General features: G+C 60.2%; 22 protein-coding genes. 13 read left to right on the forward strand and 9 right to left on the reverse strand.

Annotated elements, in window-relative coordinates:
- The first annotated feature begins 99 nt into the window (after positions 1–99).
- On the forward strand, positions 100–2,751 hold the full coding sequence (alaS, locus tag SM766_RS00420; protein ID WP_368946555.1) for an alanine--tRNA ligase: 2,652 nt from the start codon (positions 100–102) through the stop codon (positions 2,749–2,751).
- 2 nt (positions 2,752–2,753) lie between these two features.
- The gene (locus SM766_RS00425) at positions 2,754–3,041 is read left to right on the forward strand and encodes a DUF1330 domain-containing protein (protein WP_368946556.1); all 288 of its coding nucleotides are present in this window, start codon (positions 2,754–2,756) and stop codon (positions 3,039–3,041) included.
- A 100-nt stretch (positions 3,042–3,141) separates the two neighbouring features.
- On the opposite strand, the gene SM766_RS00430 is transcribed toward SM766_RS00425, so the two are convergent.
- The 3 genes from SM766_RS00430 to SM766_RS00440 all read right to left on the reverse strand — a co-directional run bounded on the left by SM766_RS00430 (position 3,142) and on the right by SM766_RS00440 (position 6,091).
- Positions 3,142–3,723, reverse strand: a complete 582-nt coding sequence (locus SM766_RS00430; RefSeq protein ID WP_065270332.1) for a VOC family protein — start codon at positions 3,721–3,723, stop codon at positions 3,142–3,144.
- 85 nt (positions 3,724–3,808) lie between these two features.
- A complete protein-coding gene (gene typA / locus SM766_RS00435; RefSeq protein WP_065270331.1) occupies positions 3,809–5,629 on the reverse strand; it encodes a translational GTPase TypA in 1,821 nt (606 codons plus the stop codon).
- Between the two features lie 126 nt (positions 5,630–5,755).
- A complete protein-coding gene (locus SM766_RS00440; RefSeq protein WP_274833646.1) occupies positions 5,756–6,091 on the reverse strand; it encodes a DMT family transporter in 336 nt (111 codons plus the stop codon).
- Between the two features lie 251 nt (positions 6,092–6,342).
- Between SM766_RS00440 and SM766_RS00445 the strand changes: the two genes are divergently transcribed.
- Both SM766_RS00445 and SM766_RS00450 read left to right on the forward strand, forming a co-directional pair.
- Positions 6,343–6,642 carry a hypothetical protein gene (locus SM766_RS00445; RefSeq protein WP_274833643.1) on the forward strand — a complete coding sequence of 100 codons (300 nt, stop codon included), beginning with the start codon at positions 6,343–6,345 and terminating at the stop codon, positions 6,640–6,642.
- Positions 6,643–6,661: 19 nt separating this feature from the next.
- Positions 6,662–8,248: a methyl-accepting chemotaxis protein gene (locus SM766_RS00450; protein WP_368946557.1), complete on the forward strand. Its 1,587-nt coding sequence runs from the start codon at positions 6,662–6,664 to the stop codon at positions 8,246–8,248.
- A 150-nt stretch (positions 8,249–8,398) separates the two neighbouring features.
- Here SM766_RS00450 and SM766_RS00455 read toward each other — a convergent pair whose 3' ends face one another.
- Genes SM766_RS00455 through SM766_RS00465 form a run of 3 tightly spaced genes read right to left on the reverse strand, consistent with a single transcriptional unit; the run spans position 8,399 to position 10,475 of the window.
- Positions 8,399–9,568: an HD domain-containing protein gene (locus SM766_RS00455; RefSeq protein ID WP_368946558.1), complete on the reverse strand. Its 1,170-nt coding sequence runs from the start codon at positions 9,566–9,568 to the stop codon at positions 8,399–8,401.
- On the reverse strand, positions 9,565–9,822 hold the full coding sequence (locus SM766_RS00460) for a hypothetical protein (protein ID WP_274829296.1): 258 nt from the start codon (positions 9,820–9,822) through the stop codon (positions 9,565–9,567). The genes SM766_RS00455 and SM766_RS00460 overlap by 4 nt, the downstream gene beginning before the upstream one ends.
- Positions 9,822–10,475 carry an alpha/beta hydrolase gene (locus SM766_RS00465; protein WP_065270326.1) on the reverse strand — a complete coding sequence of 218 codons (654 nt, stop codon included), beginning with the start codon at positions 10,473–10,475 and terminating at the stop codon, positions 9,822–9,824. The genes SM766_RS00460 and SM766_RS00465 overlap by 1 nt, the downstream gene beginning before the upstream one ends.
- A gap of 193 nt (positions 10,476–10,668) precedes the next feature.
- On the opposite strand from SM766_RS00465, the gene iscR reads away from it, so the two are divergent.
- The 9 genes from iscR to SM766_RS00510 all read left to right on the forward strand — a co-directional run bounded on the left by iscR (position 10,669) and on the right by SM766_RS00510 (position 19,239).
- A complete protein-coding gene (gene iscR / locus SM766_RS00470) occupies positions 10,669–11,136 on the forward strand; it encodes a Fe-S cluster assembly transcriptional regulator IscR (protein ID WP_065270325.1) in 468 nt (155 codons plus the stop codon).
- 61 nt (positions 11,137–11,197) lie between these two features.
- A complete protein-coding gene (locus SM766_RS00475) occupies positions 11,198–12,241 on the forward strand; it encodes a cysteine desulfurase family protein (RefSeq protein WP_368946559.1) in 1,044 nt (347 codons plus the stop codon).
- 15 nt (positions 12,242–12,256) lie between these two features.
- Positions 12,257–13,777: a Fe-S cluster assembly protein SufB gene (sufB, locus tag SM766_RS00480; protein ID WP_368946560.1), complete on the forward strand. Its 1,521-nt coding sequence runs from the start codon at positions 12,257–12,259 to the stop codon at positions 13,775–13,777.
- Between the two features lie 253 nt (positions 13,778–14,030).
- Positions 14,031–14,909: a polysaccharide pyruvyl transferase family protein gene (locus SM766_RS00485; RefSeq protein WP_368946561.1), complete on the forward strand. Its 879-nt coding sequence runs from the start codon at positions 14,031–14,033 to the stop codon at positions 14,907–14,909.
- Positions 14,910–14,923: 14 nt separating this feature from the next.
- Positions 14,924–15,679: a Fe-S cluster assembly ATPase SufC gene (gene sufC, locus SM766_RS00490; protein ID WP_065270321.1), complete on the forward strand. Its 756-nt coding sequence runs from the start codon at positions 14,924–14,926 to the stop codon at positions 15,677–15,679.
- Positions 15,680–16,960, forward strand: a complete 1,281-nt coding sequence (locus SM766_RS00495) for a SufB/SufD family protein (protein ID WP_368946562.1) — start codon at positions 15,680–15,682, stop codon at positions 16,958–16,960. It begins immediately after the preceding gene.
- The gene (locus SM766_RS00500; protein WP_274866524.1) at positions 16,960–17,445 is read left to right on the forward strand and encodes a YIP1 family protein; all 486 of its coding nucleotides are present in this window, start codon (positions 16,960–16,962) and stop codon (positions 17,443–17,445) included. The genes SM766_RS00495 and SM766_RS00500 overlap by 1 nt, the downstream gene beginning before the upstream one ends.
- Positions 17,442–18,026, forward strand: a complete 585-nt coding sequence (locus SM766_RS00505; RefSeq protein WP_368946563.1) for a YIP1 family protein — start codon at positions 17,442–17,444, stop codon at positions 18,024–18,026. Before SM766_RS00500 ends, SM766_RS00505 begins: the two co-directional genes overlap by 4 nt.
- Positions 18,019–19,239 (forward strand): cysteine desulfurase, encoded by a 1,221-nt coding sequence (locus tag SM766_RS00510; RefSeq protein ID WP_368946564.1) that lies wholly within the window; start codon positions 18,019–18,021, stop codon positions 19,237–19,239. Before SM766_RS00505 ends, SM766_RS00510 begins: the two co-directional genes overlap by 8 nt.
- A gap of 49 nt (positions 19,240–19,288) precedes the next feature.
- On the opposite strand, the gene SM766_RS00515 is transcribed toward SM766_RS00510, so the two are convergent.
- From SM766_RS00515 to SM766_RS00525, 3 genes are read right to left on the reverse strand one after another with little or no spacing between them, the layout of a single operon-like run.
- The gene (locus tag SM766_RS00515) at positions 19,289–21,001 is read right to left on the reverse strand and encodes a dipeptide ABC transporter ATP-binding protein (RefSeq protein ID WP_368946565.1); all 1,713 of its coding nucleotides are present in this window, start codon (positions 20,999–21,001) and stop codon (positions 19,289–19,291) included.
- Positions 20,998–21,933: an ABC transporter permease gene (locus SM766_RS00520; protein ID WP_065270315.1), complete on the reverse strand. Its 936-nt coding sequence runs from the start codon at positions 21,931–21,933 to the stop codon at positions 20,998–21,000. The genes SM766_RS00515 and SM766_RS00520 overlap by 4 nt, the downstream gene beginning before the upstream one ends.
- Positions 21,933–22,901 (reverse strand): ABC transporter permease, encoded by a 969-nt coding sequence (locus SM766_RS00525; RefSeq protein WP_368946566.1) that lies wholly within the window; start codon positions 22,899–22,901, stop codon positions 21,933–21,935. The genes SM766_RS00520 and SM766_RS00525 overlap by 1 nt, the downstream gene beginning before the upstream one ends.
- Positions 22,902–22,912 lie beyond the last annotated feature (11 nt).

Below are 22,912 nucleotides of genomic sequence, written 5' to 3' on the forward strand. Positions count from 1 at the left end.
GGTTGCGCCCTTTTTCGTTTCGGCGGGCAGTGGACAGGGCTGCGCTCTGGGGCTAAACCTGCCTGAAACCCTGACAAAGCCCGAAAAGGGATCCCGCATATGGCGACGCTGAACGACATCCGCTCCACCTTCCTGAACTACTTTGCCAAGCAAGGCCACGAAATCGTGGAATCCGGTCCGCTTGTGCCCCGCAACGATCCCACCCTGATGTTCACCAACTCGGGCATGGTCCAGTTCAAGAACCTTTTTACCGGGGTCGAGCATCGTGATTACAAACGTGCCACCACCGCGCAGAAATGTGTGCGGGCGGGCGGCAAGCACAACGATCTCGACAACGTCGGCTATACCGCGCGCCACCACACGTTCTTTGAAATGCTGGGCAACTTCTCCTTTGGGGACTACTTCAAGAAAGAGGCGATCCCCTTTGCCTGGGAGCTGATTACCAAGGAATTCGGCATTGACAAAAGCCGTCTGCTGACCACCGTCTATCATACCGACGACGAAGCCTTTGAAATCTGGAAAAAGGTCGGCGTGCCCGAGGACCGGATCATCCGCATCGATACCTCGGACAACTTCTGGCAAATGGGGCCGACCGGGCCCTGCGGTCCGTGTACTGAAATCTTCTACGATCACGGCGATCACATCTGGGGCGGCCCTCCGGGCAGCGCTGATGAAGATGGCGACCGTTTCATCGAGATCTGGAACGTCGTTTTCATGCAGAACGAACAGTTCGAAGATGGCTCGATGAAGGCGCTGGACATGCAGTCCATCGACACCGGCATGGGGCTTGAGCGTATCGGTGCGCTGCTGCAGGGCAGTCACGACAACTATGACACCGACCTGTTCAAGGCGCTGATCGAAGCCTCGGCCGATGTCACCAACGTTGATCCTTATGGCGATCAGAACGTGCACCACCGGGTGATCGCGGACCATCTGCGCTCTACCTCTTTCCTGATTGCTGATGGCGTGATGCCTTCCAACGATGGGCGCGGCTATGTGCTGCGCCGCATCATGCGCCGCGCCATGCGCCACGCGCACCTGCTGGGCGCCAAGGATCCGGTGATGCACCAGCTGGTCCCGGCCCTGGTGCAGCAGATGGGCGCCGCCTATCCGGAACTGGGCCGCGCGCAGGCGCTGATCCAGGAAACGCTGCACCTGGAGGAAAACCGTTTCAAACAGACGCTGGACCGCGGTCTGAAGCTGCTGGACGACGAACTGTCCGGACTGGACCAGGGCGCACCCCTGCCGGGTGAGGCTGCGTTCAAGCTTTATGATACCTATGGCTTCCCACTGGACCTGACGCAGGACGCCCTGCGCGAAAAGGGCCGTGAAGTCGACACCGACGGCTTCGATACCGCCATGGCGGCGCAAAAGGCCAAGGCGCGTGCCGCATGGTCCGGCTCGGGCGAAAGTGCCGACAGCACGCTATGGTTCGATATTGCCGATGAACATGGCGCCACCGATTTCCTCGGCTATGAAACCGAAAGCGCCGAAGGCCAGATCCAGGCCATCGTCAAGGATGGCGAGATCGTGCGTGAGGCGGGTAAGGGCGATAGCGTTCAGCTTATCCTGAACCAGACGCCGTTCTATGCCGAATCCGGTGGTCAGGTCGGAGACAGCGGTGAAATCCGTCTCGAAGGTGGCGCCCTGCGCGTCACGGACACCAAGAAAGCTGCCGATGTCTTTATCCACTTCTGCGAAGTGACCGATGGGATCGTGACGGTCAATGCACCCGCGCAGCTGGTGGTGGATTACACCCGCCGCAGCGCCATTCGTGCCAATCACTCCGCCACGCACCTGCTGCACGAGGCCCTGCGGGAGGCGCTTGGCGATCACGTGGCACAGCGCGGCTCGCTCAACGCTGAGGATCGTCTGCGCTTTGACTTCAGCCACGGGAAGGCGCTGAGCGCCGAGGAGCTGACCCAGGTTTCAAAAGACGTGAACACCTATATTCGCCAGAACACCCCGGTGGAGACCCGGATCATGACGCCGGATGATGCCCGTGCCCTGGGTGCGCAGGCGCTGTTCGGTGAGAAATACGGCGACGAGGTTCGTGTCGTCTCCATGGGGCGCGCAGCAACCGGCAAGGGTCACGACAAACAGACCTATTCCATCGAACTCTGCGGCGGGACACATGTGAAGCAGACCGGAGATATCGGTTCCTTCGTCATCCTTGGCGACAGCGCATCCTCGGCTGGCGTGCGGCGCATCGAGGCGCTGACCGGCGCTGCAGCCTCTGAATATCTGGAGGCCGAGGCGGGCCGGATGGCGGATGTGGCAGCGATGCTCAAGGCACAGCCTTCCGATGTCATCGACCGCATCAAGGCGCTGATGGACGAGCGCAAGGCGCTGCAGAACGAGGTATCGCAGCTGAAACAGCAAGTCGCTATGGGTGGCGGTGCGTCCGGTGGCGTCGAGACCAAAGAGATCGGGGGTAAGACCTTCCTCGGTCAGGCGCTGGAAGGCGTCTCCGGCAAGGATCTGCGCGGGCTCATTGATGCACATAAACAGAAACTCGGTTCTGGTGTGATCCTGCTGATCGCCAACGACGACGGTAAGGTCGCAGTCGCGGCCGGGGTTACCGATGATCTGACTGGTCAGGTGTCCGCGGTAGATGTGCTGAAGGCTGCTGTGCCTGCTGTTGGCGGTAAGGGCGGCGGTGGCCGTCCCGATATGGCGCAGGGCGGCGGCAAGGATTTTGCCGGGGCCGAAGCGGCCATCGCGGCTGCAGAACAACTTTTGGAGGGATAATCATGGGCGCACTCTGGATTGCTCACGTCACGGTCACCGATGCGGAGGCCTATGGCAAATACGCTGAGCTGGTCGGCCCGGCGATTGCGAAACACGGCGGCAGCTTCATCGCCCGCGGCGGTAAGTTCGTACAGCTGGAAGGCAAGGAACGCCCGCGGAACGTGGTGGCGAAATTCCCAAGCGTCGAGGCCGCCGTCGACTGCTACAACAGCCCCGAATACCAGGAGGCGCTGAGCCACGCGCGCGCCGCCTCTGAGCGTGAACTGATGGTGGTGGAAACCTCTGAATAACTGCGGTTTTCCGCGACCTGCCCAAAAAGGGCAGGGTGAGACAAAAAAGGAGCGCAGGCCTTCCTGCGCTCCTTTTCTTTTGCCGGAATGCCACCAGTGATCAATAGGGATCGCGGGGTCGTCTATCGTCCGTCAGGCTGGAGGTATGGCAGGTCACCAGAAGCTCGATCGCATCGGCCAGGTGCTCTTCCTGAATGTTGTAATCTCCGCGGGCGACGCGGATCTTGTGGGCTTCGATCATTACATCCGCATGGGTGCAGCCGGTGGGCGGTTCAAACCTGTAGCAAGCCAGCTCGATCATCAGCCCCAGCGGATCCTTGAAATAGATCGAATCCATGAAGCCGCGGTCCTTCGCGCCGGAATGGCCAATGCCGCGGTCCTTCAGCCGTTTTTCAACTTGCGAGAACATGGCCCTGCTGACGTTGAACGCGATGTGATGCACACAGCCGGGTTCCGTTGGGGTGCGGCGGCGGTCGGGCGTGCGGGTTTCATTGGTGAAGACGGTAATCAGCCGCCCGTCACCGGGATCGAAATAGAGGTGGCCTTCGTCCGGATTGTCCAGATTGGGCTGATCAAAGACGAAGGGCATGCCCAAGAGGCCTTCCCAGAAATCGATCGATGTCTGCCTGTCGGCGCCAGTCAGCGTGATGTGATGGACGCCCTGTACCTGAATTTTCTGCATTCGGGTCCTCCTGTAATTTTGGCGGACCCTATCATGAATGTGGCATAGAAAAAGGCCGCCCCGGGGGGCGGCCTCGTAAATGTGATCAGCCGTTAGACTTGGCCATCCGCTTGCGTTCATGCGGATCCAGGTAGCGCTTGCGCAGGCGTACGTTGTTTGGCGTGACTTCGACCAGCTCGTCGTCATTGATATAGGCAATTGCCTCTTCCAGCGACAGCGTCATCGGGGTGGTAAGGCGCACTGCCTCATCCGTGCCAGAGGCGCGCACGTTGGTCAGTTTCTTGCCTTTCAGCGGGTTCACTTCCAGATCGTTGTCACGGGAGTGTTCGCCGATGATCATGCCAGTATAGACGTCGGCCTGGGCGCCGATCATCATCTTGCCGCGCTCTTCGAGGTTCCACAGGGCGTAGGCAACGGACTGGCCGTTCTCCATGGAGATCAGCACACCTGCACGACGGCCAGGAATGGGGCCTTTGTGAGGGGTCCAGCCGTGGAACACGCGGTTCAGAACACCGGTGCCGCGGGTGTCGGTCAGGAATTCACCGTGATAGCCGATCAGACCACGCGAAGGTACATGAGCGATAATCCGGGTCTTGCCAGCGCCTGCGGGCTTCATCTCGACGAGCTCACCCTTGCGGGCGCCAGTCAGTTTTTCGATCACCGCGCCGGAGTATTCGTCATCAACGTCGATGGTAGCCTCTTCGACGGGCTCCATCTTGACGCCGTTCTCTTCGCGCATGATCACCTGCGGGCGGGAGATCGACAGTTCGAACCCTTCACGGCGCATGTTTTCGATCAGAACGCCCATCTGCAGTTCTCCGCGGCCCGAAACTTCGAAAGCCTCGCCGCCGGGGGTGTCAGCGATCTTGATCGCGACGTTGGATTCGGCCTCTTTCATCAGGCGGTCACGGATAACGCGCGATTGGACCTTCTTGCCATCACGACCCGCCAGCGGGCTGTCGTTGATGCCGAAGGTCACGGTGATGGTGGGCGGGTCGATGGGCTGGGCATCCAGGGGTTCGTCCACGGCCAGGGCGCAGATTGTATCGGCCACGGTCGCCTTGGCCATGCCGGCGATGGAGACGATGTCGCCCGCCTGGGCTTCTTCGATGTCCTGTTGAGCCAGACCACGGAACGCCTGGATACGGGTCACGCGGAACTGTTCGATCTTCTGGCCCATGCGGGTCAGCGCCTGAACCGTCGCCCCCACTTTCAGAGTGCCGGATTCGACACGGCCTGTCAGAAGGCGGCCCACAAAGGGGTCGCTGCCCAGCGTGGTGGCCAGCATGCGGAAATCTTCATCCTGACGCTTGATCTGTGCAGGCTCGGGCACGTGGTTGACGATCAGGTTGAACAGCGCGTGCAGGTCCTTGCGGGGACCGTCCAGCTCTGCATCGGCCCAGCCATTGCGGCCCGAGGCGTACATATGCGGGAAGTCGAGCTGGTCCTCATTCGCGTCAAGCGAGGCGAAGAGATCAAAACATTCGTCCAGTGCGCGGTCCGGCTCGGCGTCGGGCTTGTCCACCTTGTTCAGCACAACGATCGGACGCAGGCCAAGCGCAAGCGCCTTGGAGGTCACAAACTTGGTCTGCGGCATCGGGCCTTCGGCGGCATCGACCAGCAGCACAACACCGTCCACCATGGACAGGATCCGCTCTACCTCACCGCCAAAGTCGGCGTGACCGGGGGTGTCCACGATGTTGATCCGTGTGCCTTTCCATTCGACCGAAGTCGGTTTGGCAAAAATGGTAATGCCCCGCTCGCGCTCCAGATCGTTGCTGTCCATGGCGCGTTCCGCCACAGCCTGGTTTTCGCGAAAGGCGCCGGATTGTTTCAGCAGCTCGTCGACCAGGGTGGTTTTCCCGTGGTCCACGTGTGCAATGATCGCAATGTTGCGCAGGTCCATGACGTCAGCCTTTGTAAGGAAGTTGCGCCGCGCATAGCCCGATACCGGCCCGAAGGCCAGAGAAAATCCGCAAACACGGCGCAAAGGCCGCTGCGACGCAGCGATTTGGGCGCCGGGGCGCCTGTGTCAGTGGCCAGAAGACCCTGAAAACAGATGAATGACAAGGATTCCCGCCAAGATCATCGCCATGCCAAGCACGGCCGGCAGGTCCAGTTTCTGGCCAAAGACCACAAGACCGATCACCGCGATCAACACGATGCCGAGCCCGGACCAGATGGCATAGACGATCCCCACCGGCATCACCTTTAGGGTCAGGCCCAGCATGTAGAAGGAAAACCCGTAGGCGACCAGAACGATCAGGGAGGGCACCAGGCGGCTGAACTGCTGGCTGGCCTGCAGGGCGGTGGTGCCAATGGTTTCGGCGGCAACTGCGACGATCAGGTAGATGTAGTGAACGGGCATCGCGGCCTCCGAAGTTTCCGGGAGAGATGTGGTGTCTTCCGGGTATCGCAAGCCGCTGCGTTGGAACAGTCCCGAAAACCGTGCCGCGCGAAAATTTCGGATCCTGGCCTTGCTAAAAATTTATTTGAAGGGCTGTGGGAAGAGCCCGTTTCTATGGGGCGTGCGATTGTGGATGATCGTTAAAACAGCTTTCAATTTTCTAACCAAATGGCAACGAGTTTTGGATAGAGAGAAGTCCGGAAGGAAATCTGATGAAGCATTTTCTGGCCGGCATGGCGGCTTGTATCGTTGTTGCATTGTCGCCGTTGCTGGTTCTGGCTTCGAACAAAGACCTGAGCCCGGGCACGCCAATCCTTGTGGTGTCGGCGCCATGGGGGCCGGATGCACCCGACGTGATCGCCGGATCCGGTCTGCAGGAGATTTCCCCCGAACGGGCGCCGTTTGGTGCGCTAACAGTGCTTGAGGATCTGGCGGACGCCAGACGGTTAAAAGAGAACGGCGCTTGGTTTGTGGTCGATGGAACGGTGATCGCCCAGATCTGCGCAGAGTGAGTAAAGGGGCTGCTCGAGTATGGGCAAGGTTACACAAGGCGATGGGCTGGATATGTCCACCGTCACAAACTCATCTGACAAACAGTTTCAGCGTGTGGCCACTCTGGTCCTGCTGCCTGCTCCGGCCCTGGTGGCCTATTTCGTTGATGGCGCGGTGCCGTGGTGGCTGATGGCCAGCTTGAGCGGTGCGTTGGGCCTGTTGACCTGGCTATCAAAAGGATTCTCCGATAGTTTTCGCGATTATGTCATCGCCTTCTGCTATATCGGTCACAGCATCCTGTTCACGACCTCCTTTACGGGTCATGCTTGGCAGATCGACAGTCATATGCTGTTCTTCGCCTCGCTCGCCGTGGTGTCGACCCTTTACAGTCCCGGCGCGGTTATCTTTGCCACCGTGCTTGTGGCGGTTCATCACCTTGCCTTCAGCCTGATGCTGCCCTCCTTGGTGTTCCCGGGCGGCTCCGTCCTTGCCAGCATCGAACGCACGGTGATGCACGCCGTGATCCTGCTGCTGGAGGCCGGTATTCTGCTGATGAGCATCTATCAGCGTCAGGCGGCCCGTAGGGCGCTCGAAGAGCAGCAACAGGCGCTGCAGGAAGAGGCAGCCAAGGCTGAGGAGGCAGAAGAGGAAGCCCTGCGTAGCAAGCGGGATTCAGAAAACGTTGTGATGATTTTCGACGAGAGCCTGAAAACTATGGCGGCGGGAAACCTCAGCGGTCGTATCACCGGTGATTTCCCGCATGAGTACGAATCCATGCGCGACGCCTTCAATGAACTGGCGGAAAGCCTGAACTCGGGCATTGGCACCGCAATGACGATCTCCGGCGATTTCCGCAACGATGCGCATTCCGTTTCTGAGGCGGTGCAAAGCCTGTCGGCCCGGACGGAATCGCAGGCGGCAACCCTGACCGAAACCACGGCAGCCCTTCAGGAGCTCAGCGAGTCAGTGAAGAAAAGCGCGGCTGATTCCGGCAAGGCCGCCGAGAATGCGCGCACGGCCTATCGCGGCGCGGTGGAAAACGGCGATCTGATGTCGGCAGCCGTGGATGCCATGGGAAACATCGAACAGTCCTCCAACGAGATTTCGACGATCATCAACGTGATCGAGGATATTTCCTTCCAGACCAACCTTTTGGCGTTGAATGCGGGCGTCGAGGCCGCCCGCGCCGGAGAAAGTGGCCGAGGCTTCGCTGTTGTGGCGGCCGAAGTCCGGGCACTAGCGCAGCGCACCGCCGACGCTGCAAACGAGGTGAAGTCGCTGATTGGAACCAGCGCCAAGCAGGTCAAGGAAGGTTCGGAACTGGTCAACAAGGCTGGCGACGCCCTTCAGGATATCGTCGCGCGGGTTTCCGAAACCAATAAGCTGATCGAGGCAATCTCCGGCACATCAACCGATCAGGCTTCGGCCCTGTCCGAAATGGCTTCGGCGCTTAGCACGCTGGACGGGGCGACCCAAACCAATGCTGCCATGGTTGAGGAAATGACCGCCATGAGCATGAGCATGGACAGCAAGGCGCGTGAGCTGGCCGGAACGCTGTCGCGTTTTGAGCTTGATGATCAGCAGTCAGGTATGGGTGGAGCAGGGGGGCTGCGTCTGGTGAGCTGACGCAACTCTGCCCAGCAATCTGGGTATTCCGTCCATCGCATTGGCTGGGCGGAATTTAGTAAATGAATTGAAACGGGGGCCGTGGTGATCACTGCCCCCGTTTCCGTTTGGTCTGATTATGTCTGTGGGACCCGTCCGGAGGGGAGGTGTTTAGACCCGGCCGGCGGCTTCAAACCAGGGCAATAACTGAGCGCGCACATGGGTCCAGACCTCTGGCGCCCCCCTGGCCACTTTCACCCCGACGCGTTCTTCCAGCTGGCTGAGGCTGACATCGTATTCCACCCAGCTTCCGCCACCGTTCAATAGGTTCAGAAAGATCGGCTGAACCCGGTCGATGGATTTGGCGTAGATAGCATCCGGACTCTCAGCGGCTTCAAACTCGGTCCAGAGCCCGTGAAAGGCGCTGCCTTGCGGATGCGGCAGAAGGTGGAACAGGCGCTCTGCGGCGGCGGCTTCCTTGGCCTCAAGCGCGGCCAGCGCCGCAGGGTCCTGGGTGCCGTGTATTGGAGTGTCCCCGGCGTCGATTTCCACAAGATCATGTAGCAACAGCATCTGCACGATGCGGCCCACATCCACGTCGTGGGCACTGTGCTCGGCCAGGATCCAGCCATAGAGCATGATGTGCCAGCTGTGTTCGGCAGAGTTTTCCCGGCGCGATCCATCTCCGAGTTTGGAGGCGCGCAGAACCAGTTTCAGCGCGTCGGCCTGGTTGAGGAATTCCAGCCTCTGGGTCAGTGTCGCGCAACTCGCTACGCTGCCCTGACCCAAAAGGTTCATCGCGTGATGGTAGGCCTTGGGGAATTGCGTCTCCAGCGCTGCGGCGCGTCCAGTGGACAGGTTTTCCCGGACCACATCAAAATGGAACTCCGGCGCATCCGCGCAGTACAGGGTCTGAAAGATCGGCTGACAATGGTCCAGATGCTTGGCGAACCGTGCATCAAGACTTTCGCCTGCCTCAAATTCGCGCCAAAGGTCGAACAGCTCTGCGCCCTGATCCTCTGGGAGCAAGCCAAACAGTCGCTGGGCTGCTGCCAGTTCAGAAACCGCCACGGCCTCCCAGTCGACGTCATCGGTGATCGGATGATCGCCCGCGTCGATTTCCACCAGATCATGCAGCAACAGCATCCGGATGACCCGGTCGATGTTCACATCCGGGTCGGCCAACGGGGCGAGCGCCAACGCATAAAGTGCCAGGTGCCAGCTGTGTTCGGCCGAGTTTTCCGCGCGCGACCCGTCAAGAATGAGGTTTTGCCGTTCGATCTGGCGCAGTTTTTCTGCTTCGAGGAGAAAGTCGAACTGCCGTTGGAGGCGCATCGTCACGACGCGCCGTCCGTCTTGTTCAGTTGCGCTTCAGCTTCGGCCTGCAGGGCTGCGATTTTCTGGTTCAGGAAATCGCGGGCTTTGCGCTCGGCAAGGCGCACGCGGATCTCGGTTAGAAATGCCTCTTCCAGAGATTGGGACGCCGCGCCCAGAACCTGTCCGACTTCGACATAAAGCCGGTCCTGGCCGATGGCGTCCTGTATCTTCAGCGTATCGATGGCCAGCTTTTGGGCCAGCGTCTCGATCGTGCTCATCAGCGCGTGTTCTCTGTCAGGCGGCGTTTGACGTAGTCGTTCACGTTGGTCATCAGCGTGTCCATGTGCTGATCCTGGAAGAAGTGATCCGCGCCTTCGACCTCGGTATGGGTAATGGTGATACCTTTCTGCTCGTGCAGCTTGTTCACGAGGTTCACCGTGTCTGCGGGCGGCGCCACGCGGTCGGCGGTGCCGTTGATGATCAGACCCGAGGACGGGCATGGCGCCAGGAAGGAGAAGTCATACATATTGGCAGGCGGAGCTACCGAGATGAAGCCAGTGATCTCCGGGCGGCGCATCAGCAACTGCATGCCGATCCAGGCCCCGAAGGAGAAGCCGGCAACCCAGCAATGCTTGGAGTTGTTGTTCATCGACTGCAGGTAATCCAGCGCCGATGCCGCATCGGACAACTCACCGACGCCTTGGTCGTATTCACCCTGCGACCGGCCAACACCCCGGAAATTGAAGCGCAGCACGGTGAAGCCCATGTTGTAGAAGGCATAGTGCAGGTTATAGACAACCTTGTTGTTCATCGTGCCGCCAAACTGAGGGTGCGGATGCAGGATGATCGCGATGGGTGCGTCTTTTTCTTTTTGAGGGTGATAGCGGCCTTCCAGGCGGCCTTCGGGTCCGGGGAAAATGACCTCAGGCATGGGCAGTACGTTCCTACTCTTGGTATTTCCTTGAATGCCGGACCGGGAAAACTTGACGAATTCGGTAAGGCACCTTAGAACTGTTCTAATTGCTGCGGGGGTCTTGGACCTGCGCTGTCAAGATCAGATATGCGTTGATGCGGTTAAGGTCAATGTTTTCGGCATTTACGCGGCTGTTTGGAGTGTCTGGACGATGAAACTATCCACCAAGGGGCGCTATGCCATGGTTGCCCTTGCTGATATTGCCCTGCAACCGGAAGGCACCCTTGTCGTGCTTGGCGATATCTCCAAACGTCAGGATATTTCGCTGCCCTATCTGGAGCAGCTGTTTGTGAAACTCCGCCGGGCGGATCTGGTGGCTTCGGTACGTGGGCCGGGCGGCGGCTATCGTCTGGCGAAACCGGCGTCGGAAATCCGTGTGGTGGATGTGCTGTCGGCCGTCGATGAAACCGTTGATGCGATGCACAAGGGGGCAGGTGCCTCCGGCGCGGCCTCCGGATCGCGGGCGCAGTCGCTGACCAACCGTCTGTGGCAAAGTCTTAGCGCGCAGGTCTATGTGTTCCTGCACCAGACGCGCCTGTCGGATGTGATCGAAAACGAGCTGGCGCCGTGCCCGGCGGTTCCGAACCTTTTTGCGGTGGTCGACGCCGAGGCCGATTGACCCCGGTTCCCGCTAGAGGCAGGGACGGTCCAAGTGCCCTCAGATTGGAAAACATGAGTCTATGAAACGCGTTTATCTGGATCACAATGCCACCACGCCCGTGCGGGCAGAGGCGCGCGATGCGATGATTGCGGCGATGGACCTGTGCGGCAACCCTTCGTCAGTGCATGCCGAAGGGCGTGCCGCAAAATCCCTGATCGAACGCAGCCGCGCGCAAATCGCGGAGGCCTTTGGCGCAGACGGGGCCGATATTGTCTTTACCTCCAGCGCCACCGAGAGCGCAGCGCTGGCTTTGTCTGGGCGGGGTCTGCACGGCGCCCCGGTTGAACACGATGCCGTAAGGGCCTGGACTAACGAGGATCTTTCGGTGTCCCAGCAGGGTATCGTCGAGGTGCCCGACCCGGCTGGCTCGACGTTGCAGTCGGCCAATTCGGAAACCGGCGTGGTGCAGAACCTGCCGCAGGGGCTTGCGGTGACGGATGCCACTCAGGCCTTTGGCAAGCTGCCGGTGGCCTTTAACTGGCTCGGCACCGAGATGGCGCTGATTTCGGCGCATAAGCTGGGCGGCCCCAAGGGCTGCGGCGCGCTGGTGCTGAAGCGCGGCACCGATCTGGCGGCGCAGATCAAGGGCGGCGGACAGGAAATGGGCCGCCGCTCGGGCACCGAGAACGTGATCGGGATCGCCGGTTTTGCGGCTGCTGCCACGGCGGCGGCCCGGGATCTGGCCGATGGGTGTTGGGATCGCGTCGCCGAACTTAGAAATATTCTAGAAAATGCCCTTGCGGTCGACGCCCCGGAAACTATTTTTGTCGGGAAAGAGTCGCCCCGCCTGCCCAACACCACTTGTTTCGCGACACCGGGCTGGAAAGGCGAAACGCAGGTCATGCAAATGGACCTCGCTGGTTTCGCCATTAGCGCGGGCAGTGCCTGCTCCAGCGGCAAGGTCCGGGCAAGCGCGGTTCTGACTGCGATGGGATACGATGAGATTACCGCCCAGGGCGCCGTTCGGGTTTCGCTCGGGCTGGAGACAACAGAAGAAGATGTGCTGCGCTTTGCCGAAGCGTGGCTGAAGAAACAAAAGAAACATCGCGCCCGCGCGGCGTGAGTGCAGGAGATGATCATGGCCGCTTTGGACCAGACGCAAGTCAAGGAAGGTGTAGACCAGGAAACCGTGGATGCGGTGGCCGAGGTCAGCACGTATAAATACGGCTGGGAGACCGATATCGAGATGGAATACGCCCCCAAGGGCGTGAACCCCGATATCGTGCGCCTGATCTCTGAAAAGAACGAAGAACCGGAATGGATGACCGAATGGCGTCTGTCCGCCTTTGAACGCTGGAAGCAGATGGATGAGCCGGACTGGGCGATGGTCAGCTACCCGGAAATCGATTTCCAGGATCAGTATTACTACGCCCGTCCGAAATCGATGGAAGTGAAGCCAAAGTCACTGGACGAGGTCGACCCCAAGCTTCTTGCTACCTACGAAAAGCTGGGTATTCCCCTGAAAGAACAGATGATTCTGGCAGGCGTCGAAGGTGCTGAGGATGCGCCTGCCGAAGGCCGCAAGGTCGCTGTGGACGCGGTGTTCGATTCCGTTTCCGTCGGCACCACCTTCCAGAAGGAGCTTGAAGAAGCCGGTGTCATCTTCTGCTCGATCTCCGAAGCGATCAAGAACCACCCAGAGTTGGTGAAGAAATACCTCGGCTCGGTCGTGCCGGTGTCCGACAACTTCTACGCCACGCTGAACTCGGCCGTGTTCTCGGATGGCTCCTTTGTTTACGTGCCGCCGGGCGTGCGCTGCCCGATGGAGCTCTCCACCTATTTCCGCATCAACGCGGAAAACACCGGCCAGTTCGAGCGGACTCTGATCATCGCGGACAAGGGTTCTTACGTTTCTTACCTCGAAGGCTGCACCGCGCCGCAGCGTGACGTGGCCCAGCTGCACGCAGCCGTGGTCGAGATCATCATCGAAGAAGACGCCGAGGTGAAATACTCCACCGTTCAGAACTGGTACCCCGGTGACGAAAACGGCAAGGGCGGCATCTACAACTTTGTCACCAAACGCGCTGATTGCCGCGGTGACCGAGCCAAGGTGATGTGGACCCAGGTGGAAACCGGCTCTGCCGTGACCTGGAAATACCCGTCCTGCATCCTGCGCGGCGACGACAGCCAAGGTGAGTTCTACTCGATCGCCATCGCCAACAACATGCAGCAGGCCGACACCGGCACCAAGATGGTGCACCTGGGCAAGCGCACAAAATCACGCATCGTGTCCAAGGGGATTTCGGCCGGCAAGGCGCAGAACACCTATCGTGGTCTGGTCTCTATGCACCCTAAAGCCAAGGAAAGCCGCAACTACACCCAGTGTGACAGCTTGTTGATCGGCGACAAATGCGGCGCCCACACGGTTCCCTACATTGAAGTGAAGAACAACTCCTCGCGGGTGGAGCATGAGGCGACCACATCCAAGGTGGACGATGAACAGCTGTTCTACTGCCGTCAGCGTGGCATGGACGAAGAAGAAGCGATCGCTCTGGTGGTGAATGGCTTCTGCAAGGACGTGCTGCAGGCCCTGCCGATGGAATTCGCCATGGAAGCGCAGCAGCTGGTTGCGATCAGCCTTGAAGGTTCGGTGGGCTGATACTGATGCGGCGGACGCCTGATCAAAACTTTTCCAGACCGGCTCGGGGCGCGTGGGATCACCACCGCCTCCATCGTCAGGGAACCGGCAGCGCGGCAGTGCTGCTGGCCGGGTTTTGCACGGGCGCCGTTGTGGGCGGCTGGGTCACGGATGGGTTTGGCGTTTATGCAGTCGGTGCGGTCGGCGCAGTGGGATTCTGGTGTATTGGCTTCTGGCTGTCCCGCCGTCGGCAAGCTTCGCGGGATGGTTTGAAATGACTTCCGTAAGCCTGCATAACGGGCCGTTGCGGCTGTTCTGGTGGAAAGGCACGCCGAACTTCGGTGATGCCCTGTCGCGCATCGTGACGGCGCATGTCTCGGGACGTGCGGTGGAGCACAGCCGCCCGGCGCAGGCGGATCTGTTTGCGGTGGGGTCGATCCTGCAGATCGTACGCCGGAATTTTTCGGATAAATCCACACCGAAAGACAACGCACCGTGGATCTGGGGGAGCGGTGTTTTGCACCATATTCCCAATGGGTTCCTTGAAAATGTTCAGGTGGCCCTGCTGCGCGGCCCGGTAACCGCGGCCTTGCTGGGATTGCAGGCAAACCGGTTCGGGGATCCGGGGCTTCTGATCGCGGATGCGCTTGGCGACAAGCCGACGCGGGGCGACCGTATCGGATTGGTACCGCATCACAGCCAGATCGACGATCCGATGGTCCTGGCCGTTGCGGCCTCCGATCCTGCTTTCGATCTGATCGATCCGCGCGGGGCGCCCCAGGTTGTGTGCCAACAGATCGGCGCCTGCCGCCATGTTTTTGCGTCGTCGCTGCATGGGCTGATCACGGCGGACTCCTATGGCGTGCCCTCCACATGGGTTTGGCCCGGTGATCAGGGATATCTGAAATACCACGACTACGCTGCCTCGATCGGGCGGGCGATGATCGCGCCAGAGGCATGGGAAGATATTCCCGGTCTTGCGCGGGGCCTGCACCACGACGACGGGTCGCTGCCCCATGCCGATGGCATCGCTGCGGCTCAGGCCGCGCTTTATGACACATTTCCCGCCGCGTTGCGGAGCCAGCAGGCTCTGGCGGTGGATCCGACAAAGAAAACGAATACAGGCGCGGCCACCGCCGTGCATTCAGGATAAGAAACGAGGAAATCATGCTGGAAATCAAAAACCTGCAAGTCAAACTTGAAGAAGAGGATAAGCAGATCCTCAAAGGTGTGGACCTGACGGTCGAGGCTGGCAAGGTACACGCGATCATGGGACCGAACGGGTCGGGTAAATCGACCCTGTCTTATGTTCTGTCCGGTAAGGACGGCTATGAGGTAACGGGCGGCACGGCGACGCTGGAAGGTGAAGATCTGCTGGATCTGGAGCCGGAAGAGCGCGCGGCAGCTGGCCTGTTCCTGGCGTTTCAGTATCCGGTCGAAATCCCCGGCGTCGGCAACATGACCTTCCTGCGCACCGCAGTGAACGCGCAGCGCAAGGCGCGCGGCGAGGACGAACTCTCCGCTGCTGATTTCCTGAAAGAAGTCCGCGCCAAGGCCAAGGATCTGAAGATCGACGCCGACATGCTGAAACGTCCGGTCAACGTCGGTTTCTCCGGCGGTGAGAAGAAGCGCAACGAGATTCTGCAGATGGCAATGCTGGGCCCCAAGATGTGCATTCTCGATGAAACCGACTCCGGTCTGGACGTCGACGCGATGAAGCTGGTAGCCGATGGCGTCAACGCGCTGCGTGACGAAGGCCGTGGCTTCCTGGTGATCACCCACTACCAGCGCCTGCTGGATCACATCAAACCGGATGTGGTGCACATCATGGCCAATGGCCGCATCATCAAAACCGGCGGCCCCGAGCTGGCGCTTGAGGTGGAAAACAACGGTTATGCCGACATCCTGGCAGAGGTGGCGTAAATGGCGCTTCCCGAGGTAAAACAAACAGCTACGGACGCGCGGCTCGCCGCGCTGACGCTGCCCGAGGGCGGCTGCCTGGAACCGGCACGCCGCGCTGCGCTGTCCCGCGTGCAAACGCTGGGTCTGCCCGGTCGCCGCGATGAGTACTGGAAATACACCCGGCCTGAGACGCTGACCTCGGCCGAGGTCACGCCTGCCGCCGTCTTTGACGCGGGCGAGCCGCCGATGTTCGATGAATTCGACAGCCTGAAGGTGGTCTTTGTCGATGGCGTCTTTGACGCCGAGGCCTCGGATGATCTGGCGCTCGAAGGCGTACAAATTGACCGGATCGCCGATATCTGTGGAAAAGATATCCATTGGGCCAAGGACTTGTACGGTGTTCTTGAGGCACACGGCCAATCCCCGGTTGCCCGTCCGCTTGCGGCGCTGAATACGGCCTTTGCCCAGGATGGTCTGGCGATCCACGTGACCGGCACCCCTTCCAAGCCGATCAACATGGTCTATCGCCACACCGAGACCGGTTCGGATGCAATCCTGCACCACGTCATTCTTGTGGACGCGGGCGCCGAAGCCACGATCCTGGAAAACGGTCCGGCGGCGGCGCGGTTCAACAAATGCATGGAGATTGACATTGCCGACACCGGCAAGCTGCATCTGGTGCGTTCGCAGGGCCGTGATCACGAACGCCGCGCGGCCACGCATCTGTTTGCGCGGCTCGGCACGGAATCGCAGCTCAAGGCCTTTACCCTGACCGTCAACGGCGTGCTGACCCGTAACGAGGCGGTGATCGAGCTGACCGGCGACGATGCCATTGCGCATATCGCGGGCGCCTGCGCCGGTGATGGCGACTTCCATCACGATGACACCGTGTTCATCACCCACGACGCGGTGAATTGCGAAAGTCGTCAGGTCTTCAAGAAGGTGCTGCGCAACGGGGCAACCGGTGTTTTCCAGGGCAAGATCCTGGTCAAGGAAGGTGCGCAGAAAACCGATGGCTACCAGATCAGCCAATCGCTGCTGCTGGATGACGACAGCCAGTTCCTCGCCAAGCCCGAGCTGGAGATCTACGCCGATGACGTGGCCTGCTCGCACGGTTCCACGTCTGGCGCGATTGACGAGGATGCGCTGTTCTATCTGCGTTCGCGTGGGGTGCCGGAAGGTGATGCGACCGACCTGTTGACGCTTGCATTCCTGGCCGAAGCTGTCGAGGAAATCGAGGACGACACGATTGCCGAGGCAATCGTCGCGCGTCTCGAAGGCTGGTTGTCGCGGCGCCGCTGATGGCTGTGACAACTGACATTGTCGCCACATACCGGGGGCCGCGCCGTGTAATTGCGCGGCTCCTGTCTATGGGCCACCGCGAAGACCGGTTGCTAGCCTTTGTGATGTTCGGCTGCGCCATGGCATTTGTGGCGCAGATGCCGCGCCTTGCGCGTGAGGCGCATCTGACGGGGCAAGAGTTGAACATGCTGCTGGGCGGCGCACTTCTGGGACTGGTCTTCATGGCGCCACTGGCGCTTTATGCCATGTCTTTCGTGCTGCATCTTCTGGCGCGTGTGCTGGGCGGGCAGGGTGAGGCTTATCGCTCTCGTCTGGTCCTGTTCTGGACGCTTCTGGCCTCCAGCCCGCTTTTGCTGCTGAACGGATTGGTTGCCGGGTTCATCGGACCTGGTCCGGCGCTCAACAGTGTTGGATTGCTCTGGCTGGCGGTTGTGCTGTGGTTCTGGCTGTCCGGCATGATCGAAGCCTATTGGACCCGCACATGACCCCGTTCTTGAACCTTGCACTGCTGACCCTGCGCAGCCCCGCCAAAGCGGCCGAGATCGTTCTTGCCCAGCAGTGGCGGGGCGAGGCGGTCTGGACCGGTCTCTTGCTGGTGGCCGTGCTGAATGCGCTGACCCATGCGCTGATGCTGTGGTTGTTTCCGGTGGCGCAGGAACTGGCGTTTCTCAACATGTCACCGACAGCTTTGGTGGGGCTTTCTGCCGGGCTTCTCGTGGTCTTTTCCGTTGCGGTGACCTTTTGCGGTCGGCTGATCGGTGGGCAGGGTGGCTTTGCCCAAGTTCTTCCGGTGATGGTCTGGCTGCAACTGGTCCGTATCGGCATTCAGGCCGTGGTGATCGTGGTGACGCTGCTCTCGGCCGGTATCGGCGCGTTGCTGAGCCTGCTGGTTAACGTGTTTTTGATTTACGTGCTCCTGCATTTCGTGAATGAGGCGCATAGGTTCAATTCCCTGTGGCGCGCCTTTGGCGTGCTGGTGATGGCGAGCCTTCTGGCCCTCTTTACTCTGACATTCGTTTTGGGTCTTCTTGGCCCAGCCAAACTGGGACTGCCCGCTTATGTATGACGTCAACACGATCCGATCCGATTTCCCGATCCTGTCCCGGCAGGTGAACGGCAAGCCGTTGACCTATCTGGACAACGGCGCCTCGGCGCAGAAGCCGCAGGTGGTGATTGATGCGATCACACGGGCGTACTCGGAAGAATACGCCAATGTTCACAGAGGCTTGCACTTCCTGTCTAACCTGGCGACCGAGAAGTATGAATCCGTGCGGGGTGTCATTTCCCGGTTCCTGAACGCAGGTGATGAGAACACAATCGTGCTGAACTCTGGCACCACCGAGGGGATCAATCTGGTGGCATACAGCTGGGCGATGCCGCGGTTTGAACCGGGAGATGAGATCGTTCTGTCGGTGATGGAGCATCACGCCAATATCGTGCCTTGGCATTTCCTGCGCGAACGGCAAGGCGCCGTTCTGAAATGGGTGGATACCGCGCCCGACGGCAGCCTTGATCCGCAGGCGGTGATCGATGCCATCGGTCCGAAAACCAAACTGGTTGCCATCACCCAATGTTCGAACGTGTTGGGGACCGTGGTGGATGTAAAGGCGGTGACCGAAGGCGCCCGCGCCAAAGGCGTTCCGGTTTTGGTGGACGGGTCGCAAGGCGCCGTGCACATGCCAGTCGATGTGCAGGATATCGGCTGCGATTTCTATGCCATCACCGGACACAAGCTTTATGGTCCGTCGGGGTCTGGGGCGATCTATATCCGCCCCGAACGGATGGCGGAAATGCGTCCCTTCATCGGCGGGGGCGACATGATCCGCGAAGTCACGCGCGATACGGTCACCTACAACGATCCGCCGATGAAGTTCGAAGCCGGCACGCCGGGTATCGTGCAGACCATCGGGTTGGGTGTTGCGCTGGAATACATGATGGGTATCGGCATGGAGAACATCGCCGCCCATGAACGCGATCTGTGCAATTACGCGTCAGAGCGGCTGAACGGCCTCAACTGGATCAGTGTTCAGGGGCAGGCACCGGGCAAGGCGGCGATCTTCAGCTTGACTATGAACAATGCCGCGCATCCTCATGATATTTCGACCATTCTCGACAAGAAAGGTGTGGCAGTCCGCGCCGGGCAGCATTGCGCGGCGCCGCTGATGGATCACCTTGGTGTGGCGGCGACCTGCCGTGCCTCCTTTGGGATGTATAACACAAGGGAAGAGGTCGACACGCTGGTCGATGCGCTGGAACTGGCGCACGAGTTGTTCTCATAAAACATCGCGTTCCCGGCCCCGGGTGATCGGGACCGGGAACGGAGCCGACTTATGCCGTCGCGCCGCCCAGCAGATCCATGCGGGGCATCAGATCCAGCAGGTGTCGCGAATACTCATGCGCGGGGGCCTCGAAAAGAGTTTCTGCCTCCGCGATTTCGCAGATCTGGCCGTTCCGCATTACCGCAATCCTGTCGCACATCTGACGGATAACGGGCAGATCGTGGCTGATGAAGATCATCGTCAGCCCTAACTCCTCTTGCAAGTCCCTGAGAAGGTTCAGGATTGTCGCCTGAACCGAGACGTCCAGCGCCGATGTCGGCTCATCACAGATCAGGATCCGCGGGCGCGACGCCAGCGCCCGGGCGATTGAGATACGCTGCCGCTGACCGCCTGAAAACTCATGCGGATAGCGCAGCCCGGCGGCGGCGCCCAACCCGACATGATCCAGAAGATCGCCAACCACCCTGCGGGTTTCCCTGTCGCTGTCGGTCATCCGGTGATAACGGATTGGCTCGGCCACGATATCGAACACCCGCATCCGCGCATTGAGCGAGGAATAGGGGTCTTGGAATATCATTTGCAGCGCCCGGCGGGCCTGCTGCGCCGGGGCGCTGTTGGGGCGCGAGCTGACATCTTGGCCCAGCACCCGGATGGAACCGGAATCCGGGCGATAAAGCCCCGCGATCAGCCGCGCAATGGTGGACTTTCCTGAGCCGGATTCCCCAACGATGCCAAAGGTTTCCCCTTCGGCGACCGAGAATGTCGCCTCATTCACGGCCCTCAGCATGCGCCGGTTCCCTTTGAACAGCGATTTTTGCAGCACGAAGGACAGGTTGAGGTTTTGCACCTCCACGGCGGCGCTTTCCTGACGGTCACTGCGGGCCTGTCCCAGCCAATGGTTCTGAATGTCGATCCGGCTAAAGGGTTTGTTGTCGCCTTCGATGTAATCGACCGAGGTGAACCGCTCCAGCTTGCGGTCGGCGCGCGGAACAGCGGCGATCAGGGATCGGGTGTATTCGTGATTGGGGGCGCAAAGGATCTGCGCGACATCACCGGTCTCCACCACTTCGCCGCGGTACATCACCACGACCCGATCGGCGATATTGGCAATGACACCAATGTCATGGGTTACGATGATGACGCCCAGATTGCGCTCCCGGCAAAGCCGTTTCAGCAGATCAAGGATCTGAGCCTGGATCGAGACATCAAGCGCGGTTGTCGGCTCATCCGCGATGATCAGATCGGGATAGCCGGCAAGGGCAAGGGCAATGACCACCCGCTGACGCATGCCGCCCGAAAACTGGTGCGGATAGGCGCGCAGCCGTGCCTTGGCCTCGGTAATGCCGACCTGTTCCAGTAGTTCCACCGCACGGGCTTCGGCCTTGGCATCCTTCAACCCTGTGGTTTTTTCAATCGTTTCAACCAGCTGCGCGCCGATGGTCATCAGGGGATTGAGCGAGGTTTGTGGATCCTGGAAGATCATCCCGATCCGGTCGCCCCGGATCCGGCGCATCTCGTCCTCGTCGCGCCCACGCAGCTCTTCGCCCTGAAACAGGATCGAGCCGCCCGCAACGCGCCCAGGCGCCTCCAAGAGGTCGATGATGGCATTGCCAATGGTGGATTTACCGGCGCCGGATTCCCCGACCAGACCGACGACTTCGCCCGGCTTCACGGTCAGCGACACATTGCGCGCCGCCTTGACCGTGCCGCGGCGGGTGGGGAACTCGACATCGAGCCCTTCGATTTTCAAAAGTTCTGTCATCTCAGTTTCGGATTGAGGGCATCACGCATCCAGTCGCCAAGCAGGTTCACTGCAAAGACCAGAACGACCAGTGCGATTGCGGGAAAGAAGGTGATCCACCACAGACCGGAGAAGAGGTATTCGTTGCCAACCCGGATCAGGGTGCCAAGCGACGGCGTGGTGGGCGGGATGCCCTGTCCAAGGAAAGACAGGGTCGCCTCGGAAATGATCGCGAGGGCAAGGCCAATGGTCGCGATCACCAGAACCGGGCGCAGGGTGTTGGGAAAGATGTGACGGATCATGATCAGCCAGCGGGGCAGGCCGATGATGCGCGCCGCCTGAACGTATTCCTTGTTCGCCTCGACCAATGTGGCGCCGCGGGCGACGCGGGCGAATTGCGGCCAGTCGGTCAGGCCAATGGCGATAATCACAACGTAGATGGCGAATTCGTCGCGCAGCTCCAGTGGCAGTACGGCGCGGCCGATGCCGTTGATCAGGATCGCCAGCAGAATGCCGGGAATGGTCAGCTGTACATCGGCGATACGCATGATTACCGCATCGGTGACGCCGCCGACATAGCCGGAAATCACCCCCAGCGTGACGCCCAACACCATGCCAAGGCAGACCGCAGCCAGCCCCACGATGATCGACAGGCGCCCACCGTAAAGGATCGTCGACAGCATGTCGCGGCCTTGGTTGTCGGTGCCCAGCAGGTATTGCGGTTGCCCGCCTTCGGCCCAGGCGGGGGGCAGCTTGCCATCCCAAAGCGAGATTTGCGCCGGATCAAAGGGATCAAATGGCGCGAGAACAGGGGCAAAAACGCAGGCCAGGATCATCAGAACCGTGATCACGGCGGCAATCACCGCCCCCGGTGAATGGAAAAAGGACCAGACGATGTCATTGTCCTTGAAACGCTCCCAGCGGGTGGCCGGGCGATCGGTTGGAAGGCTCATCAGGACCCCAGACGGATACGTGGATCGACGACGAAATAAAGAATGTCGACGATCAGATTAATCAGGACGAACAGCAGCGCCACGAAGACAAGGTAAGCGGCCATGATCGGCACATCGACGAAATCGACGGCCTGGATGAACATCAGGCCGGTGCCGGGCCATTGAAACACGGTCTCGGTGATCACCGAAAAGGCGATCAGCCCGCCGATATTTAGGCCGATGATGGTGATCACCGGAACCAGCGTGTTGCGCAGCGCGTGACGAAAGTTCACCGCCCGTTCAGACAGGCCACGGGCGCGGGCGAACTTGATGAAATCGGTGCGCATGACCTCCATCATCTCGGCCCGCACCAGACGCAGGATCAACGTCAGCTGAAACAGCGACAGGGTAATCGCGGGCAGGACGATGGCGCGCCAGCCATCGCTGGTCAGCAGTGATGTCTTCCACCAGCCAAGGTCCACTGTACCGCTGCGCCCCGAGGACGGCAGCCAGCGCAGATGCACGGCAAAGACATAGATCAGCGCGATGCCAATGATGAAGGTTGGCAGACTGACCCCGATCAGCGATGTCGACAGGATGACCCGGCTGACCCAGGATTTGCGCCGGATACCGGTATAGACACCCAGTGTAATTCCAGCCGCCAAGGCTATGATTGCACTTATAAAAACCAGCTCTAGCGTCGCGGGTAACCGCTCCAGGATCAACTCATCCACGGGGCGCTTGATCCGGTAGCTGAGGCCGAAATCGCCGCTGAGGATATTCCCCATGAAGCGGGTGTACTGCGTCAGGATGGGGTCATCGAGCCCCAGCTGCTGACGGATTTCGATCCGCTGTTCGCGCGTGGCATCCTGTCCGACCATATTGTTGACCGGATCGCCGACGAAGTTGAACAGGGAAAAACTGATGGCCGAGACGACAGCCATGACAAGCAAGGACTGCGCCAGCCGTTTGAGGATAAAGAATGTCATTGAGCCCCCGG

Origin of the sequence: Pseudophaeobacter sp. A-200-2, from assembly GCF_041008815.1 — a bacterium.
Taxonomy (GTDB): domain Bacteria; phylum Pseudomonadota; class Alphaproteobacteria; order Rhodobacterales; family Rhodobacteraceae; genus Phycobacter; species Phycobacter gallaeciensis_A.